The sequence below is a fragment of the Thiohalobacter thiocyanaticus genome (assembly GCF_003932505.1).
Classification (GTDB): Bacteria; Pseudomonadota; Gammaproteobacteria; order Thiohalobacterales; family Thiohalobacteraceae; genus Thiohalobacter; species Thiohalobacter thiocyanaticus.
The window spans coordinates 2,236,532-2,253,505 of record NZ_QZMU01000001.1; the positions used below are offsets into that span (position 1 = coordinate 2,236,532).

At 64.6% G+C, this 16,974-nt stretch carries 20 protein-coding genes and 1 pseudogene; 6 read left to right on the top strand and 15 right to left on the bottom strand.

Translation table 11 applies throughout. From position 1 onward, the window contains the following. Positions 1-48: 48 nt before the first annotated feature. The 10 genes and pseudogenes from D6C00_RS10535 to D6C00_RS10575 form a co-directional block, all read right to left on the bottom strand. Positions 49-435 (bottom strand): hypothetical protein, encoded by a 387-nt coding sequence (locus tag D6C00_RS10535; RefSeq protein ID WP_125181685.1) that lies wholly within the window; start codon positions 433-435, stop codon positions 49-51. 210 nt (positions 436-645) lie between these two features. After that, the gene (locus D6C00_RS16365) at positions 646-771 is read right to left on the bottom strand and encodes a hypothetical protein (RefSeq protein ID WP_255416765.1); all 126 of its coding nucleotides are present in this window, start codon (positions 769-771) and stop codon (positions 646-648) included. 44 nt (positions 772-815) lie between these two features. Then, positions 816-1,187: a TusE/DsrC/DsvC family sulfur relay protein gene (locus D6C00_RS10540; protein ID WP_158675390.1), complete on the bottom strand. Its 372-nt coding sequence runs from the start codon at positions 1,185-1,187 to the stop codon at positions 816-818. Positions 1,188-1,769: 582 nt separating this feature from the next. Next, entirely contained in the window at positions 1,770-3,095 is a 1,326-nt protein-coding gene (locus D6C00_RS10545; protein WP_158675391.1) for a sensor domain-containing diguanylate cyclase, read from the bottom strand. 35 nt (positions 3,096-3,130) lie between these two features. After that, the gene (locus D6C00_RS10550) at positions 3,131-3,907 is read right to left on the bottom strand and encodes a helix-turn-helix domain-containing protein (protein WP_125181688.1); all 777 of its coding nucleotides are present in this window, start codon (positions 3,905-3,907) and stop codon (positions 3,131-3,133) included. Between the two features lie 171 nt (positions 3,908-4,078). Next, on the bottom strand, positions 4,079-4,705 hold the full coding sequence (locus tag D6C00_RS10555; protein WP_125181689.1) for a response regulator transcription factor: 627 nt from the start codon (positions 4,703-4,705) through the stop codon (positions 4,079-4,081). After that, positions 4,702-6,021: a sensor histidine kinase gene (locus D6C00_RS10560; RefSeq protein ID WP_125181690.1), complete on the bottom strand. Its 1,320-nt coding sequence runs from the start codon at positions 6,019-6,021 to the stop codon at positions 4,702-4,704. The genes D6C00_RS10555 and D6C00_RS10560 overlap by 4 nt, the downstream gene beginning before the upstream one ends. A gap of 389 nt (positions 6,022-6,410) precedes the next feature. Beyond that, positions 6,411-6,740 carry a PilZ domain-containing protein gene (locus D6C00_RS10565; RefSeq protein ID WP_125181691.1) on the bottom strand — a complete coding sequence of 110 codons (330 nt, stop codon included), beginning with the start codon at positions 6,738-6,740 and terminating at the stop codon, positions 6,411-6,413. 115 nt (positions 6,741-6,855) lie between these two features. Beyond that, positions 6,856-7,200, bottom strand: a complete 345-nt coding sequence (locus D6C00_RS10570) for a hypothetical protein (RefSeq protein WP_125181692.1) — start codon at positions 7,198-7,200, stop codon at positions 6,856-6,858. Between the two features lie 234 nt (positions 7,201-7,434). After that, positions 7,435-7,617, bottom strand: a pseudogene (locus tag D6C00_RS10575) (lipoyl synthase); the annotation flags it as partial. A 383-nt stretch (positions 7,618-8,000) separates the two neighbouring features. Between D6C00_RS10575 and D6C00_RS10580 the strand changes: the two are divergent. Genes D6C00_RS10580 through D6C00_RS10590 form a run of 3 tightly spaced genes read left to right on the top strand, consistent with a single transcriptional unit; the run spans position 8,001 to position 10,894 of the window. Next, positions 8,001-8,723 (top strand): hypothetical protein, encoded by a 723-nt coding sequence (locus D6C00_RS10580; RefSeq protein ID WP_125181693.1) that lies wholly within the window; start codon positions 8,001-8,003, stop codon positions 8,721-8,723. Continuing rightward, positions 8,724-9,803, top strand: a complete 1,080-nt coding sequence (locus D6C00_RS10585) for a hypothetical protein (RefSeq protein ID WP_125181694.1) — start codon at positions 8,724-8,726, stop codon at positions 9,801-9,803. After that, the gene (locus D6C00_RS10590; RefSeq protein WP_125181695.1) at positions 9,800-10,894 is read left to right on the top strand and encodes a hypothetical protein; all 1,095 of its coding nucleotides are present in this window, start codon (positions 9,800-9,802) and stop codon (positions 10,892-10,894) included. Before D6C00_RS10585 ends, D6C00_RS10590 begins: the two co-directional genes overlap by 4 nt. Before the next feature lie 7 nt (positions 10,895-10,901). On the opposite strand, the gene D6C00_RS10595 is transcribed toward D6C00_RS10590, so the two are convergent. The 4 genes from D6C00_RS10595 to D6C00_RS16125 form a co-directional block, all read right to left on the bottom strand. Continuing rightward, positions 10,902-11,510 carry a hypothetical protein gene (locus tag D6C00_RS10595; protein WP_125181696.1) on the bottom strand — a complete coding sequence of 203 codons (609 nt, stop codon included), beginning with the start codon at positions 11,508-11,510 and terminating at the stop codon, positions 10,902-10,904. Between the two features lie 285 nt (positions 11,511-11,795). Continuing rightward, complete coding sequence (gene lipA / locus D6C00_RS10600; protein ID WP_125181697.1) at positions 11,796-12,740, bottom strand: lipoyl synthase; 945 nt, start codon at positions 12,738-12,740, stop codon at positions 11,796-11,798. A 33-nt stretch (positions 12,741-12,773) separates the two neighbouring features. Beyond that, positions 12,774-13,442 carry a lipoyl(octanoyl) transferase LipB gene (gene lipB, locus D6C00_RS16120; RefSeq protein ID WP_125181698.1) on the bottom strand — a complete coding sequence of 223 codons (669 nt, stop codon included), beginning with the start codon at positions 13,440-13,442 and terminating at the stop codon, positions 12,774-12,776. Continuing rightward, positions 13,439-13,708 carry a YbeD family protein gene (locus D6C00_RS16125; protein ID WP_125181699.1) on the bottom strand — a complete coding sequence of 90 codons (270 nt, stop codon included), beginning with the start codon at positions 13,706-13,708 and terminating at the stop codon, positions 13,439-13,441. Before D6C00_RS16125 ends, lipB begins: the two co-directional genes overlap by 4 nt. A 240-nt stretch (positions 13,709-13,948) precedes the next feature. Between D6C00_RS16125 and D6C00_RS10615 the strand changes: the two genes are divergently transcribed. Together D6C00_RS10615 and D6C00_RS10620 are read left to right on the top strand one after the other, a co-directional pair. Then, entirely contained in the window at positions 13,949-14,326 is a 378-nt protein-coding gene (locus D6C00_RS10615) for a hypothetical protein (protein ID WP_125181700.1), read from the top strand. Positions 14,327-14,421: 95 nt separating this feature from the next. Further along, positions 14,422-15,690, top strand: a complete 1,269-nt coding sequence (locus D6C00_RS10620; protein ID WP_125181701.1) for a TolC family protein — start codon at positions 14,422-14,424, stop codon at positions 15,688-15,690. A gap of 23 nt (positions 15,691-15,713) precedes the next feature. Here D6C00_RS10620 and D6C00_RS10625 read toward each other — a convergent pair whose 3' ends face one another. Then, positions 15,714-15,941 (bottom strand): hypothetical protein, encoded by a 228-nt coding sequence (locus D6C00_RS10625; RefSeq protein ID WP_125181702.1) that lies wholly within the window; start codon positions 15,939-15,941, stop codon positions 15,714-15,716. On the opposite strand from D6C00_RS10625, the gene D6C00_RS10630 reads away from it, so the two are divergent. Further along, positions 15,909-16,970 (top strand): efflux RND transporter periplasmic adaptor subunit, encoded by a 1,062-nt coding sequence (locus tag D6C00_RS10630; protein WP_125181703.1) that lies wholly within the window; start codon positions 15,909-15,911, stop codon positions 16,968-16,970. The genes D6C00_RS10625 and D6C00_RS10630 overlap by 33 nt on opposite strands. Positions 16,971-16,974: the final 4 nt, after the last annotated feature.

Sequence of the window (16,974 nt, forward strand, 5' to 3'; positions counted from 1 at the left end):
CAGTGCCTGACAGGTCAGGCGGGAAAAGTGCCGGGGATGGTGTCTGCTTCAGCGCAGGGGAGCGGCCGGCGGGCCGCGCGGCGGGTTGACGTCCGGATCAGAGTCGCTGGTGTGGATGAGTGCCGGCGCGCCGGCAGGCGTGCCGGGGACGGAACAGGCAGGTATTTCAGGGGAAGCGACGGACAGAGGTGGGATGTCCGGCCCGGGCGTGATGTTCCCGCTTTCCCTGCGCATGGGCTCGATGTCGACCTCGATCCCGGGATCGGCGCTCAGCACCGGAGTGTCGCTGTCCTGGTCTGCGCCGAAAATGTGCACATGTACGCCGGTCTGATGGCTGTCGCCCGTGTGGGCATGCACCAGCGGCACGAACAGCTGTAGCAGCGCCAGGCAGGCGATGAGCAGCAGGCGGTGCAGTTGCAGGGGGTGTGATCGCACGACGGGTTCAGTCCATTCTCAGTCCGGTTGAGTGCGAACTGTATCGAGCGGAGCTGAAATGAAGCTGAAAGTTGCGTTGCGTAAGTGTTAAAGAGAGGTGGTATTCAGGAGGCGGAGGAATACGGGTTACCCCGGAATAAGTTTAATCAGCCGCGAATACACGCGCATTCACGTCTGATTATGTAGTGGATAATGTGCTGATCCGGGTCGTCATTTAACGATCAGGGAATGAAAGTCCGTGACATGCTTCTTCGCCTTCCTGGCGGCCTTCTTTTCCTTGAGAGTCAGCAGGGCAGGTTTTTTCGGTTCCCTGCCGGGGCGTTGAATTCTGGACATGGTGGTCGCTCCTTGGTTGATGCGGTGAGGTCGTGCGGCAGCACTCAGTAACTGGTGCCGAACGAGGGGTCGGTGGCGTAGGCCGGGGTGCGCAGGTTGGCGTACCGGCTGCCCTGGGTGATCGGGCCTTTACTGAATAGCTGGTACAGATACTGGTTGCCGCCCTGAACTGAAAAATTCTCGTTGAGCGCGTCTGCAGTAGTGCGTGCGTTGCGCGGCAGGCCATGTTTCATATAGTACTTGCGAAGGAATACGATCACAGACCAATGCGCGTCGGTCAGTGTAAGGTTCTCGTCGTCCGCCAGTGCCTGGGCCTTGGCTCGATTCCAGGGTTGGCTGGTAAGCTCCGTGACCCTGTCATGGGTGTCGCTGCTGGAGGTTTCGGTCTGGTGCTGGTCGATCGGGTGCTGATTCATCTGTGCTGGGCCTTGTTGGATATCCGGTGAGTGTTGCGGCGGCGCCGGATGCGCCATCAACCACCGGTATCGGCGGTTGGGTTGTTGAGTCTTCCGGGTCCCCGCTACGGGTGTCCTGCATCCGTGAACAGGGAGGCCGGTTTGGTTGCTGACTCATGGTTGGTCAGGCGATATAGACAAGATACGCTATTCCGTGTGAATAGCCAGCGGTATATTTTTAGTTAGACACTTGCAAAATACGGTTATTGCGCGAACGTTAGCCGCATGTGAGCAGAGTGTTCCCGGGCGGGATGAGTGTGTATGAGAAAGTGGGTTTCGTTGCGTTCAGCCGCGCTGCAACCGAGGGTTCTTGCATGGGATTGCGGGTCCGCATGATTCGCGGTTCGTGTGGATCTCTTTGTGTTTATCCGTTCCCATCCGTGGTTCGAATGCCACTTGAGCATCATTACCCGAGCATCCCCCGACCGTCTGTGCCGCCGACAGACGGTGCAGGGGTGGTGGTTGGGCGTCTGCTGCAGTCGGCCTGAGCCACGGATGAACGCCGGCCAGCGCGGATTGGATGTGCTCGGAAATGACGGTCACTTAACATGCGGCGACCTCGACGCAGTCCTTGCCGCGGCGTTTGGCCTGGTAGCAGGCCCGGTCGGCCTCACGCAGGACCGTATCGACGTCGGCGGAAGTGGTCTTGACCGGCACCACGCTGATGGAGGCGCTGACCCGGGGCGTTTTGTGGTCCTCCAGCCGTATGCCCCGGATCAGGTCGCGGATCTTGTCGGCGACCTCGATGGCATCCTCAATGGAGCAGTATTCCAGCAGCAGCACGAATTCGTCGCCGCCGAGCCGACCGATGGAGTCGCGGCCTCTGAGGGTGTCGAGCAGCATGCGTGTGATCTCGCGCAGCAGACGGTCGCCGGCGGGATGGCCCAGGAGATCGTTGACCTGCTTGAAGCCATCGAGGTCGAAGTAGATCAGGCTGTGTTCCAGATCGTGTTCGCGCGCCAGACTCAGTGCCCGCCCGATGCGGCGGCAGATCTCGCGTCGGTTGAGCACGCCGGTCAGCGGATCATGGCTGGCATCGTAGCTGGCCTTCTGCAGTCGTTTGTAGATCTCGCTGACATCATGGATCTGCAGCACCCTGCCGGCCTGCCCCGGATGGGCGGAAGCAGAGAGCGGCCAGGTCGAGCATTGCGCCGGCCGCCGGCTGCCGTCGGGCAGTGTCAGAAACAGGAGCTGGGAGACCGCCGGGCGCTTGCCGCTCAGCGTCAGGGGGTCGACCTCGACGCCGAATTCGTCGGAAGTGAGTGTGACGAGGGCATGCAGGGGTCGGCCCAGTGCCTGCATCCGGCTCAGTTGCAACAGGGTCTCGCCGCTTGTGTTCATGTGAATGAGCCGGTCCTGTTCGTCCACCACCAGCAGGGCGTCGCCGATGGCGTCCAGGATGGCCCGGTCGGGAAATCGGGGGGTATTCCGGGATGCGGAGCTGCCAGCCGTCTGTATCCGCGTGGTACGGCCGATTCGCCAGCGGTTGCCGCGCAGAACAGCGCCGCGGATTGAATGTCGCAGCAGCTCGGGTGTCAGTCCGGCGATCTCCAGGCAGTCATCGGCGCCGGCCTCGATAACAGGGCGCGTCGCCGTCTCGGAGCGTGTGTCCATCAGCACGATGACAGGGGACCATTGGGTGAGTGTGCGGACGAGACTGACATGATCGCGCCAGTCCGCCTCCAGTATCCCGGCGCCGAGCAACACCAGGGCGAAATCCTCCTCCGCCAGCAGGCGCATCCCTTCGGGCAGACTGGGGGTTTGCAGCAGGTGGTAGTCGCCGCTGGCCTGCAGCAGCTGACTGGCCCTTTCCCGCGACTGGCCTGGTGTGTCGATATACAGCAGCTGCTGTGGAATCCCGCCTCCCATAACCGGTATCCCTTCTGTCCTGGAGATCGCCTCCATCAGGCGCAATACTGCTTCTTCCTGCCGTTATGCGGGGCAGACTGTCTTCCGAGTTGTTGCAATGTCTCCAGGTCGTGGATCTGCAGCATCCCGCGTCTGTTTACACTGAGCAGCCCCAGCTCCTGGAAGCCGGTCAGCACCCGGCTGACGGACTCCGAGGCCATGCCGAGGTAGTTGGCGATGTCGTAACGCGACATGCTGAAGCGGAACTGGCAGTTCGAGAAGCCGCGCCGGGCCTGGGTGCGGGAAAGCTGTACCACAAAGGCCGCCACGCGTTCCGTGGTGCTGCCGCGGGCAAGTACCAGGGCATGTTCGGTGATGGAGCTGAAGTGCCGGCTAAGGCGCTGGTAGATGCTGCGGCGGAAGTCCCCGTCCGCGGCCATGAATTCGCTGAACAACGGTATCGGAATCCGACAGATGCTGCTGGTCTCCAGTGCCTGGGCATGGCCCTGATGGCTGGATCCGCCGATGTCCTCGATCCCCGGGATGTCACCCGGATGGTTGAACTGGAGGATGTGTTCTTCGCCCTTGCTGTCCAGCACGAAGCGCTTCATCGAGCCGGCGCGCAGGACGGAGATGGAGGCGATCGGGCTGCCCGCGGCGAACAGGGTGTCGCCGCGGTGCAGGGGAGGCGGGCGCTGGATGGCGTATTCGTGCGGCTGTCGCTGCGGCTCGGGCAGTCCTCCGATGGGGCAGGCGGTGGAGACAGGACAGTTCCGGCATGATGGGGCTTCGAGCGGCGAATTCGTGCCGCTCCTGCACTGCAGTGTTCGCATCCTGATCCCTCCGTGACAACCATTCCCAGGGCGATTGTCGCCACGGCGAATGGTTGGATTTTATTGGCGTTTCTTCAGGTATAGCCAAGCCGTACGAGCGGGGATATAGGGAACATTCCGTATGCAGCCCGCGGCCGGGTTGCGGGCAGGGGAAGCTGAGCTGTCCGGCTGTCAGCTGCCCCTGGACGACCGTGACAGGTGGGCGGTGAGATGGATCAGGTTGGCGACGGAAGTCGCGCCGAGCTTGTCCAGGACTCTGGCGCGATGGATGTCGACCGTCTTGGGGCTGATGCCGAGCTGGCGTGCGATCGCCTTGCTGGAGTGGCCCTGGGTGACATAGTCCATGACCTCCCGCTCGCGCGGGGTGAGCCGGGCCAGCCCCTGCTGGAGGCGATCCCTGTGCTTATCCCGCTGTCGCTGGTGGTGGGCCCGGCGGATGCAGTCCGCCACGCGTCGCAGCAGCGTCTCGTTGGAGAAGGGCTTCTCGATGAAATCGATCGCACCGTGCTTCATGGCCTGGACGGCACTGCTGACGTCGCCGTGACCAGTGATGAAGATGACGGGCAGGCGGATACCGCGCTGCTGCATCTCCTTCTGCAGCGCCAGGCCGCTCAGTCCGGGTATGCGCAGGTCCGTGACCAGACAGCCGGACATGGCGGGTCCGACCTGGCACAGAAAACTGGCGCCGCTGGCATGGGCTTCGACCTCGTATCCCTCAGAGCGCAGCAGCAGCTCCAGTGAATCCCGCATGGCAGGGTCGTCATCGACAACGTAGACCTTTGTGCTGGGTGACGTCATGGTCTTTCCTGCTCCGGGTCGGCGAGTGGAAGCGAAAAGCAGAACCGGGTGTGGCCATCGTTGCAGCCGTTGTAGTACAACTCGCCGCCATGTCTTTCGAGTATAGAATGGCTCAGCGAAAGCCCCAAACCCATGCCCTCTGGCTTGGTGGTGTAGAAGGGCTGGAACAGGAGCGCTTCCTGTGCCGTTTCCAGGCCGGGCCCGGTGTCAGTGATGCAGCATTCAAGCGCATCCCGGGAAACGCTCAGGCCGGTGCGGATCTCGATCCGGCCCTGCGTCATCCCGGCACCGGCGATGGCCTCGATGCCGTTGATGATCAGGTTGACGACCACCTGCTGGATCTGCACGGGATCCGCCATCACCTCGGGCAGGGCGGGACTGAGAATCAGGGCCGGGGCCACGCCCGCTTGTTCGGCCCGGGGTTTGATCAGCGCCACCGCCTCTGAGACCACGTCATTGAGCTGCACGGGACGTGACTCCATCTCCGTCTTGCGGGCGAAGCGGCGGATACGGCGCAGGATCTCGCCTCCCTGCTGCGCCTGGGTGGCCATCTTGTCGAGCAGCGTCTCCAGTTCCCGCGGCGCCATGGCGCCGCGTTGCAGCAGGCGCAGGCCGGTCTGGGCGTAGGTCAGCAGTGCGGACAGGGGCTGGTTGACCTCGTGGGCGATGCCAGAGGCCAGTTCGCCCAGCTGGCTGAGGCGCTCGGCATGGATGAGCGCCGCCTGCTGCTGGTGCAGCGCGGTCTCGGCCTCGATCTCGATCTGCTCGGTGATATCCAGCATGGCGCTGCGGCACAGGGGGTTGGCCGGCTCGCGTTCATCCGCCACGGCGATGCTGTTCAGCCGCACCACCCTGGACCCACCGGCCCGCCCGCCCAGGCGCAGTTGGCAGTGGGTGCGGTCGCCGTACTGCAGCACCCGGTGCAGATGATTGAAGAACTCGGGCGCATCGGCTTTGTCCAGGAATACTGAAAAGGGTTGGCCTTCCAGGGCGGCGCGATCGCCACCGAGCAGGGTCAGGGCGGTGATGTTGGCCTGCAGGACGCAGCCGTGCCGGTCGAAATCGAGATAGCCCACGGGGGCGTAATCGTAGAGGTCGGCATAGCGGTCGCGGGCCGCCTCCAGCTGCGCCCGGGTTTCCAGTAGTTCCCGGTTCTGCATCTCCAGTTCGAGCTGGTGAACCTGGAGTTCGTGCACCAGTTCCTGCAGCTGTGACAGGTCGGCGGACGTGATGTGTTCATCGGTCTGCTGAGTGCGCAGTCTCTCCAGCCATTGTTCCAGCTGCTGCATGGACATGTCGGAGAGTTTTCTGATCATGCAGGTCCGGCGTCTCGTCCGTCACGCTCGGGGATGGAACTGTACCAGGGCATCATGGGGCTGCCCGGTCGCCAGCCTCAGCGGCTGGCCGCTCAGCACCGGCCTGCCCCGGTCCTTCCAGGGGTGTTCGGCTTCGAGCCCGGAAAGCGCCTCGCCCGCCGGCCGAAGCGCCGATGGCGGCCACGGTCGTGAGCGCGTCGTCCGCCGCCTCGGCGTTGCCCGCCGTCGGATCGCTGTCAGGTGCCCGCGTCGACGGTCGTTGGTCGGGTTGTCGCTTGTCATTCCACCCCGCTCCGCACCTGGTTCCGGCCCCGGCCGGTGTCTCGTTGAGCGTTCGATTGTACCAGTCCGGGGCGGGAAGGGGACGGCTGCGACGAACGGCGGCCGGGTCATCCCGTGGAACGGGATTCCTCACCTCCCAGCCTTGCCAGCGCCGCCGCCAGCCGGTCGTCCCTGCGGGTGAAGCGCATGGCGCTGCCGCTGTCTTCGACGCGTACCACCCGGGACGGCACGATGTGAAGGCCGAGGTGGGTCTTGAAGGCCAGCCTGACGGTGTCGTCGGGCGCCATCCGTTGTTCCGGCGCCAGTTCGATGTAGATGCCGTTGCCGCTGATGTTGCGGATTCTGCCGCCGAGCAGTCCGTTGCCTCCATTGTGCAGGACGACGTTCATGGTCCTGAGGATTCTTTTCTCAGCTCGGTTCTCGGTTCGGTGTTCCATTCTTGTTCTCCTTGGGATACAGCGCGCAATGGAACCGGCGCCCTGCGGTTCGTCTGAGACAGTGGCGTCGTCCTGTCCGTCTGGTGTTTTCAGGCCCGTTCAGGATCGGACAATACTACCCCTGCATCCTGCGCCCGGGCGTCATCTGTTCCTCTCCGCGCCTGGAACCGGCCACATCGGCATAGAAATTCTGCGGCAGGTTTTCAGCCAGGATCAGGCCGGTGCCTTCCCGGTCCGAGGCGTGAATGACCAGCGCGCGGGTCTGCCAGCAATGTTCATCGTCGAAGTCTGAGAGCATCACCTCGACCATGCGATTGGGCTCGAGTTCGGGGTGGGTCAGAGGCAGGTTGAGACCGTGACGGCTGATGTTGCGGGTCAGTGCGACAAGGGGGTTTGATTGATCAAGGAAGATCCGGGTGGTGAGCTGGACGTGGTGCCGGCGACCAAAGCGATGTTCCATTGCTTCCTGCTCCAGTGGTTATTGTATGGGGCTTGAATATATCCCGAGTCGGGCGTTCGAGAGTATGACAAACATCAGGAAATGCAACGGTTGTCGCAGAATTTGTGTGCAGCGGTAGGGGTGTTTACCTATGCGGATGCCTGAGAGGGAAAGCGGGTGATTGCGAATTATCGTTGCTTCGTGCGTGCCGGACCGGGTGGCAGTAACCTGCATTACTGCTTTAGCAGGGGTGCATTATCTGCCGAAGGTGCCAGCGGCCTGCTGGTCAGCGTGGTAGGAGGAGCGCACCATCGGGCCGCTGGCGACCTGGGTGAAACCCCGATCGCGCGCAATCCCGCCCAGCCGGTCGAACTCCTCCGGGGTGACGAAACGGTCCACCGGCAGGTGGTGCAGGCTGGGCTGCAGGTGCTGGCCCAGGACGCGGCGGACATCCTGCTCAAGCGGGCTGACAGGCGTGGCAGGTCGCCATGAAAACCGATGCAGCAACGAGGGCCAGATGAGTCGTTGATCGTTGAGGACGATTGCGGTCTGCGGGGATCGATATCCGTCAAGTGGCGTCAGGTGATGCGTGTTGTTGCGTCAGTCACTGAAAGATTAGCATGCTGCATGGGCGTGGTCAGGGTGGCGCCAGCAGACGAAAGGGATTGATTGAATCGGGATTTTCCGTGCCATTGCTGCTCCCGGCCCGGCGCCGGATCTGTTGTATAGACGCCGTCCCCGCTGCGGCCTGCTGGATTTCCAGGCGATTCCAGGTGCACTATACTTTCCTCGTGTAGGGGGATTCATTGCAGGGGGTTGCCATGTGGAACCCGGTCGTTTCTATCGCCGCGGCTGCCTGGCTGGCGGCATCGCATGTCGGGGTGGTCTTCGCCGAGACGCCGGTTGCGCAGCTCGCACAGCGTCCGTTCAATGAGCTTTTTCAGGACGAGGCGCCGGTGAGCGGTCGGGTTGTCGCCGGCGTACTGGTAACGGGCTCTACCTCGGTCAATGCCTTGAATCTGATGCCACCGCCCTCATACGCTGGCGGCAGTGTCTGCATCCAGGTGATGTCGCGCGATGGGCGCTACTGGTCCGAGAATACCTTCACGCTTCCCGAACGCATCGATGCCACCCGGGTGGCTCTTGAATATCCTTCCCGCCATGAGGCATTCCTGCACGGTCTCGATTTCGGAGAACTGGCGATACTGGGAACCGCAGGGGAATGCGGTTCCGGCGGAGTGGATACGCTGTTATTGTCCGGCGTGCAGCCATCGGAGGAGCGCGCGCCCAGTATCAGTATCTTCATTAATTCCGGGCGGGCCGATACCTATATTTCTGTGAGTAATGTTGACGAACATCGCCGACCCAGCCGCTGCCGGAAAATCGAGCAGGGCAGGCGCACCGGCTTCGATACAGTGTGCCGGATAGACCTGGTGGAGCTGACTCCTTTGCACCAGAGCCTCGATGTCAGGGTTCTCCGGCGCCGTTACGAGAGGATGCTGCCGCCCACGGAATTCACTCTCCTGCTGCCCTCGCTGAACTGAATGGAGATGCGCTCAGACGACGCTGTCTCGGCCAGACCCAGGAAGGCGTCGCGCTGGGCGCGATGGTCGAGCGGGGAGGCGCCGGTGGGGCGGCTTCTGGCGGCCCTTCTGGGCATTGCCATTGTCGCTTTGGTGGCATATCTGGTGATCGTAGAGCGGGAAAACATTTTCACCGTCGATGCCTCGACCGAGGTGGCCGCCTTCAGGATCACCGACCCGCTGCTATCGGAATGGACGCTGGGCCCGGCACGTCTGATCGAGGATCCCTTTGCGGATGTCGCCGCGAGCCGCAACCTGGCGGATCAGTCGCTGCTGGTGGTTGAGCCGGGGACCCGCGTGCGCCTGCAGCGCCATGGCGTTGGCCAGCTTCGCATCCAGTTGACCGCGGATGCCGGAACAACCGCAGGGCGTGTAGAACTGGCGGATAGCAGCCGCATCAGCCTCGGTGACTGGGCCTTGCTGTTGGTTGAGGTCGCAGGGCGGCCACTGGTGTTCCCGTTCCGTGGCACGCTCGCCGTCGGCGATGACGTCGCGGCGGGCGTGGACAGTATCATGCTGAACGGAACCGTCAGCGTAGTGGAGGAGCAGTTGTTGGGAAAGACCCATTACGTCGCGGGCGGAGAGGCGCTGGATACAGGCGATCGCGTGCAGCTCTGGAACAAGGCGCCGTATGGTTCCGTCGAGCCGGAGCCGGCGGTGGTGAGCGGGTTTGTGCGCGCCGAGGCGATGGAGGGTTTTTCGGAGCCGGTCAACGCGCTTACGCTGGTGGCGCACGGTCAGGCGGATTATGTGCAGGTCGAGCGACTGGGCAGCGCCGGCTATCATATTCATGCCCCGCACTGGGCGCGCTTCCTGCATGACCCGCTGCTGGCGGCTTCCACCGCGATCATCGCCCTGGTGGCGCTGCTGTTCGAAGTGCTGTCGAAATGCGGCGTGTTGATCGGCGGCAATACCGGAAAGCACGAAAAAGAGTCCGGGGCCGAGGTCGAGCCGGATGACCGCGGTCGCGCAGCGCTGCGGCCCGAGGCCCGGCCCGGCGAACAGGCGGCATTGACCCGGGAAGAAGAGAATCCGAAATGAAGACTCGATTTGATCTCCCTGCCTGTCTGGCGCTGGTCATGATCTGCATTGCGGGGAGGGCCCTCGCCGCCGGTCCCGCGCAGGCCTACCTTCGCGCGGGCGAGCACGGCCAGGCGCTGCTGATGAGCCGCCTTGGTGAGTGTTATGCCGTGACGCCGAAGCACGTGATCGCCGACGAACTGTTCGCGACACTGGTCGGCGGATCGCCAGGTGCGCCGCAGGGCGATGGTGATCTGCTGCAGACCTTCGGCTACGATCTCTCGATCCTGCGCGCGAGCGGTGAACTGACCCGGCAGTGCGGTGGGGCGCTGACCGCGGTTCCGGCGCTGGGCCAGCTGCTCGCCACTGCTGACTCCGGTGTCGTGACCTCGGTGAACGGGGACGGCAGTATCAGCCGGCGCAGCGTCACCCTCACCGATGTGGGTCTCATCTACCTGCGCCTGCGTCCGCGTTCCATGGACGATCAACTGTTCAAGGGCCTGAGCGGGAGCCTGGTGCTGGCGGACCAGCAGCCCATCGGCATTCTGATGTCAGTGGACCCGGAGACAGGGGAAGGCCGTGCCCTGCGTTATGATCGGGCGATTGAAATCCTGCGGCCGTTTTTTGGTCTGCCGGCCTCGGTCGTCCGGGAGGAGGAAAAATCCACGGTCGACACGGGCAGTGGGTCGAACATGGCCGGTGAAGTGGTGGAATGGAGTGCTCCCCCATTGAGTGCGGAATACAGGGCGGCCAACCTCGTCGATCCCAGGGAGACGGAGACGATCTGGTTGGTCCGTCCGGAGGGCTTTCCCATTGAGCTGGTTGTCGCGCTGCCCGGTGACAAGGCGCATGTCGTGAGTGCGCTGCGACTGGTGGGCAACGGGGTGGAGCCGAAGACCCGGCTGCCGCGCGATTTCGAGATACTGGTCAGCAACGCCGACACCGGGGGATGGATTCCGGTCAGGAGCGGATCCTATTTCAAGAACGAGGCTGACAAGCTGGTGGAATTCGCGCCGGTGCGGGCGCGCCGGATCATGCTGCGCATCTATTCGCACTGGGGCGATACCGAAGCCATCGGGTTGTCCGGGATCGAGATTCCGGCACTGCAATGATCTCGTTTTATTGCAGGCGTATGCTTCCGCGATACGTCCCGGCCCATCTGCTCCTGCAGCCGAGTTCGCCTTCCATTGTGCCGCCATCGACCAGCTGAAAGCCGCCGTTGCAATACTGCTGCGAGAATTCTATCCCCGTGCCGGTGACCTGCCCCTTGCCCTGAACATATGTACCCGTGGTAGTGAACTGCCCGGTCTTTTCGTCATAATCACTGACTTCGAAACTGTAGGTCCCGTTCCACTCGTTGAGCACCTTCTCCTGATTCTCAGTGGGATTGTCGATGCCCTTGATGCTGATGACGACCGTCCTGAGATCACCGAAGCGATTTTTAAGACAGATGACGCGCATGGCCTGATCGGCGCTGTTGAAGCAGACGCCATAGGCGAGTTCGCGCATGGCGACGTCGTCGGATTTGAGCATCGTATCCAGGGCGGCGAGTCGCACCGTCTGATCGGGGTCGTTCAGCAGGGCACGGAATTCCTTGATGTTCTGCGAACGTTGCTGGATTTGTTGTTTCAGTGCCTCCGCACTCGTTTCGCCACCGGCGACCGGGGTCGCGGCGAGACTCAGAAACAGGGCCGGCGCCAGGATTTTTTGCAGGGCTGATGCGAGCATGTTGGTTCTCCTTGCCCGTTATTGGTTGTTTTCCATAGGATAGACGCAGACAGCAGAGAGGGGAAGCGTTCGCCGGGTCGCAATTCCAGCATGCGTTCGGTACATTCCGTCAGCCTCATGGTGTTCCTGGTCGAGGCCACAGGAAGCCCGGGCGGGGATTGCCTGTACTAGCGGCTGCAGGACAGCCGTTGGGATGGGAGCATGCGCGAACGGTTCGACACCGGTATGTCACTGGAATGACAGGAACAAGCCGGGTTCATCCGTAATGGAGACACCGCCCGACGCTCATTTCCCGAAGGTGCCAGCGGCCTGCTGGTCAGCGTGGTAGGAGGAGCGCACCATCGGCCCGCTGGCGACCTGGGCAAAGCCCAGCTCGCGGGCGATGTCGCCCAGCCGGTCGAACTCCTCCGGGGTGACGAAACGGTCCACCGGCAGGTGGTGCAGACTGGGCTGCAGGTACTGGCCCAGGGTGAGCATGCCGCAGTCGTGGGCGCGCAGGTCGCGCATGACCTCGACGACCTCGTCGAGCTCCTCGCCCAGGCCCAGCATCAGGCCGGACTTGGTAGGCACCTGCGGGTGGAGGGCCTTGAATTTCTTCAGCAGATCCAGCGACCACTGGTAGTCGGCGCCGGGGCGTGCCTTTTTGTACAGCCGCGGCACGGTTTCCAGATTGTGGTTGAACACGTCGGGCGGGGCCTGGGTGAAGATGTCCAGCGCCCGGTCCATGCGGCCGCGGAAGTCCGGCACCAGGACCTCGATCGTGGTCTTCGGGTTGTGCTCACGCACCGTTTCGATGCAGGTGACGAAGTGGCCGGCGCCACCGTCGCGCAGGTCGTCGCGGTCGACCGAGGTGATGACCACATAGTTCAGGCCCATGGCCTGGATGGTGCGCGCCAGGTTGATCGGCTCCTCGGCGTCAAGAGGATCGGGCCTGCCGTGGGAGACGTCGCAGAAGGGGCAGCGCCGGGTGCAGATGTCGCCCATGATCATGAAGGTCGCCGTGCCGTGGCCGAAGCACTCGCCCAGGTTGGGGCAGGAGGCCTCCTCGCACACGGTGTAGAGGCGGTTGTCACGCAGTACCCGCTTGAGCCGTTGGACCTCGGGGCCGGCCGGGGATTTGGCGCGGATCCATCCGGGCTTGCGCAGCGGCTTCTCGGTCGGCTCGATCTTGATCGGGATGCGGGCCGTCTTGTCGGCGCCGCGCTGGCGCTTGATCGGAGTTTCGTTCATCTGATAACTACCTGATGTACGGGGAGAAAAACTTCAGGTATCCCCGTTTTCTGAGGGTTGTGGCTGATTCGCAGACGTACCAGTGTAGCCCAACTGGCGGGTGATTTGCGAGACCAGGTCGGCGTTCACCCGGGTAATATCATGGGAAATCCCCAGGTTTTTCAGCTGAGTAACGGCCATGCCGGGGTGGCCGCAGGGATTGATGCGGGAAAAGGGTTCCAGGTCCATGTCGATGTTGAAGGCCAGGCCGTGGTAGCTGCCGCCGTGCTTGATGCGCAGACCCAGGGCGGCGATCTTGCCACCTTCCACATACACCCCGGGGGCGGCGCGGTCGGCCCAGGCATGGACGCCGTAGCCGGCCAGCACCTCGATGATGGCCTGTTCCAGCTTGCGCACCAGTGCCTGTACGCCCAGCCCGCGACGGCGGATGTCGGCCAGCAGGTAGGCGACCAGTTGCCCCGGGCCGTGGTAGGTCACCTGGCCGCCGCGATCGATCTGCACCACCGGGATGTCGCCGGGGGCGAGCAGGTGCTCGGGCTTCGCTGCCTGGCCGAGGGTGAACACGGGCGGGTGCTGGACCAGCCAGAGTTCGTCGGGGGTGTCCGGGCCGCGGTTGGCCGTGAATGCCTGCATCGCCCGCCAGACCGGCTCATAGTCGCGCAGGCCCAGGTCGCGCACGATCAGGCGGTCATTGGCACTCACAACACCATCACGATTTCTTCGGCCGCGGTCAGCTCCCGGTAGATGGCATCCAGCTGGTCCTTGCTGGTGGCGCGCACCGTGACGGTGACGGAGAGATAGTTGCCCCTGGCCGAGGCCTGGGTGCGCACCGCGCCCTCGCCCAGGTCCGGCGCGTGCCGGCGCACCAGGCTGACCACCAGGCCTTCGAACTCCTCGGTGTAGGCGCCCATGGCCTTGATGGGGAAATCGCAGGGGAATTCCAGCAGGGTTTCGTCGTCGGAATCCATGTCCGGGAGTATATCGTGAAACCGCCCGGGTTTTCAGTTCGCAGGCCGGGACAAGCGCAGCGTTCCCGGCAATCCGTGTTATGCCGGAAACGGGCCTGGCGGCCCTTATTCCGACTTGCGGTCTCCCTGAATTCGTATATCCGGGTTCATCCGCGGCTGAATGCATCCACAGCCTGCGCGGCCTTGTTTCGGGGGTACATGCTCGGTAACCTGAGTTGCGGTATGCATTACTGGCGGCACATGGCACGCAGACACCCACTGATCATTCTGTGCATGATCGGCGCCTTTCTGTGCCTGTCGCTGCTGCCCGCGCACCTGCATGTCTATCACCCCGGGCCGGGGCATGCGCATGCAGCAGAGCATGGCGTACATGCCCATTTCTCGCTCGATTCCACCGAGCACGGGCACGAACACCGGCATGTGATCGACCTCGATCAGAACACCCTGGCCAAGAAGCTGATGGATCCGCTGGCACCAGCGGCCCTGCTGTTGGCGCTGTTCCTGCTGCTGCCGCGACTGTGGTCGCGACCGGTCCGTTTTCCGGTACAGTCGCATGCACCTCCTCATTCCCATCCCGCCGATCTGATACCTCCCCTGCGCGCGCCACCGCGTTCCTGATCCCGCTTCTGTCGTAGTCGCCCGACGGCCCGGATGATGCCGGCCGTCGCCCTGGTGTGCCGGACCGGTCAGGCCCGGCGAACGGAGTCAGATCGATGCAACCCTTCATTGTCGCGCCCGCACTGGGTGCCAGCCTGCTGGCCGCTGCAGCGGTCTCCGCCGTGGCGGCGGATGACGCCCCGGGACTGGTGCTGGAACAGGTGATCGTCCGGGTGCTGGAGCACAACCCGCAGCTGCAGGCCTTTGAGATCGAGGCCCGTGCCGCCGGTGCCCGTGTGCGCCAGGCCGGCCAGTCCACGCCCTGGCGGCTGGGCCTGGAGCTGGAGAACATCCTGGGGACAGGGCCTTTCGAGGGCGTGAAGCGACCCGAGGCCACCCTGAGCCTTGCCCGGGTACTGGAAACGGGCGGCAAGCCCGGACTGCGGGCCGGACTGGCGGAGTCGCGGCTCGGGCTGCTGCGCAGCGAACAGGATGCCCGCCGACTGGATGTGCTGGCCTCGGCGGCGCGGCGGTTCGTGGAGGTGGTCGCGCTGCAGCAGCAGGTGCGGCTGGCACGGGATGAGCTCGAGCTGGTGCGCGCCAACCGGGAATCGGCGCGCCGGCGGGTGACGGCCGGGCGCAGCCCCGACGCTGAACTGGCCCGCGCCGGCATTGCCGTGGATCGTGCCGAACTGGCGCTGGTGCAGGCGCAGGGCGAACTTGACAGCGCCCGGGTCCACCTGGCCGCCCAGTGGGGGGCGGACAGGCCGGACTTCACCCGCGCCGAGGCCGGGCTGTTCCGGCTGGCGGAACCGGCGCCGTTCGAAGACTATGCCGCGCAATTGCAGCGCAACCCGGAACTCGCCCGCTTTGCCACCCGCGCGCGGCTGGCCGAGACCCGGCAGCGGCTGGCGGGGGCGCGCGCCCGGCCCGACGTCGAGCTCGGGGGCGGCGTGCGCTATCTGGGCGAGGGCGACGAGGCCGCGCTGATGTTCTCGGCCAGTATCCCGCTGGGCAGCCGGCGGCGGGCCGAACCCTACACGCAGGAGGCGGACGCCCGGGCGCGCCTGGAACCGCTGCAGCAGGAAAGCCGGCGCCTGGAGCTGCGGGCCACCCTGTATGCCATCCACCGCCAGCTCATGCAGGCGCGCGGCCGGGCGCTGCGGTTGCGGAGTGACATCATCCCCGCCGCCGAGCAGGTGCTGGAGGACTACACCAGGGGCTATGCCCAGGGCCGTTATTCGCTGCTGGATCTGACCCAGGTCCGCCGCATCCTGGTGGAGCTGCGCCGGGAGGCGCTGGCGGCCGCGACCGATTACCACCTGTCCCGCATCGAGCTCGATCGCCTGATCGGTGCCGGGCCTGTCACTGGAGGGCAATCCTGATGCGAACCCTGATCCTTGTCGTCTTAATCCTCGGGCTGACGGGCGCGGCGGCGGTCTGGCTGGTTCAGCATGATCCGGCGCGGCCCGCGAGTGAAGCCGGGAATGCGCATGGTCACGGCCATGCTGAGGCGGACCCGCATGCGCACGAAACGCAGGTCGAGCATGGCCCGCACGGCGGCCGTCTGCTGCAGGCCGGCAAAACGCAGCTCGAGCTGAGCGTGTTCGAACAGGGCGTGCCGGCACGGTTTCATGTGCATGCCTGGCACGAGGGGCAGCCGGTGGCGCCGGAGGACATGACGGTCGAAGTCTGGCTCACCCGCCTGGGCGAGGCGATCGAGTACTACAGCTTCGCGCCGCAGGACGACTACCTGCGCAGCCGCGAGACCGTCGCCGAGCCGCATTCCTTCGACGTGGAGGTAAACGCGCGTATCGCCGGGGAACAGTATCACTGGCAGTACGCCAGCCATGAGGGCCGGACCCGCATCCCGGCCGGACTGGCCGAGGAGATGGACATCGTCACCCGGGCGGTCGGCCCGCAGACCATCCCGGAGGTGCTCTCGCTGACCGGCCGGGTGCGGACCGATCCCGACCGCCTGGCACGGGTGCGGCCGCGCTACGCCGGCCAGCTGCAGTCGATCGAGGCCGGACTGGGCGATGCAGTCGGGCAGGGCGAGGTGCTGGCTCAAATCCAGAGCCATGAAAGCCTGCAGACCTATGCGCTGAAGGCGCCGATCGCCGGGCTCATCGTCCGCCGCGATGCCCAGCCGGGCGGGAACACCGGTGATGAACCGCTGTTCGTGATCGCGGACCTGTCCGAGGTGTGGGTGGAGCTGGATCTGTTCGGCCGCGCCCTGGGGCGGGTCCGTGCGGGGCAGCCGGTCAGGGTCGAGACCCTGGACGGCAGTCAGGCCGAGGGTGTGATCGACTGGGTCTCGCCGCTGGCCGCCCACGCCAGCCAGAGCGTTGTCGCCCGGGTGGTGCTGCCCAACCCGGACGGGCGCCTGCGGCCGGGTGAGTTCGTCCGCGGCGAGGTTACCGTGGCCGCAGCCGAGGCGGCACTGGCGGTACGCGAATCCGCGCTGCAGCGGTTCCGTGACTTCGACGTGGTCTATGCCCGCGTCGGCGAGACCTACGAGGTGCGCATGCTCGAACTGGGCCGGCGCGGCGGCGGCTGGGTCGAGGTGCTCGGCGGACTGGCGCCGGGCACGCACTACGTGGTCGACAACAGCTACCTGATCAAGGCGGACATCGAGAAGTCCGGCGCGGCGCACGCGCACTGAGGGG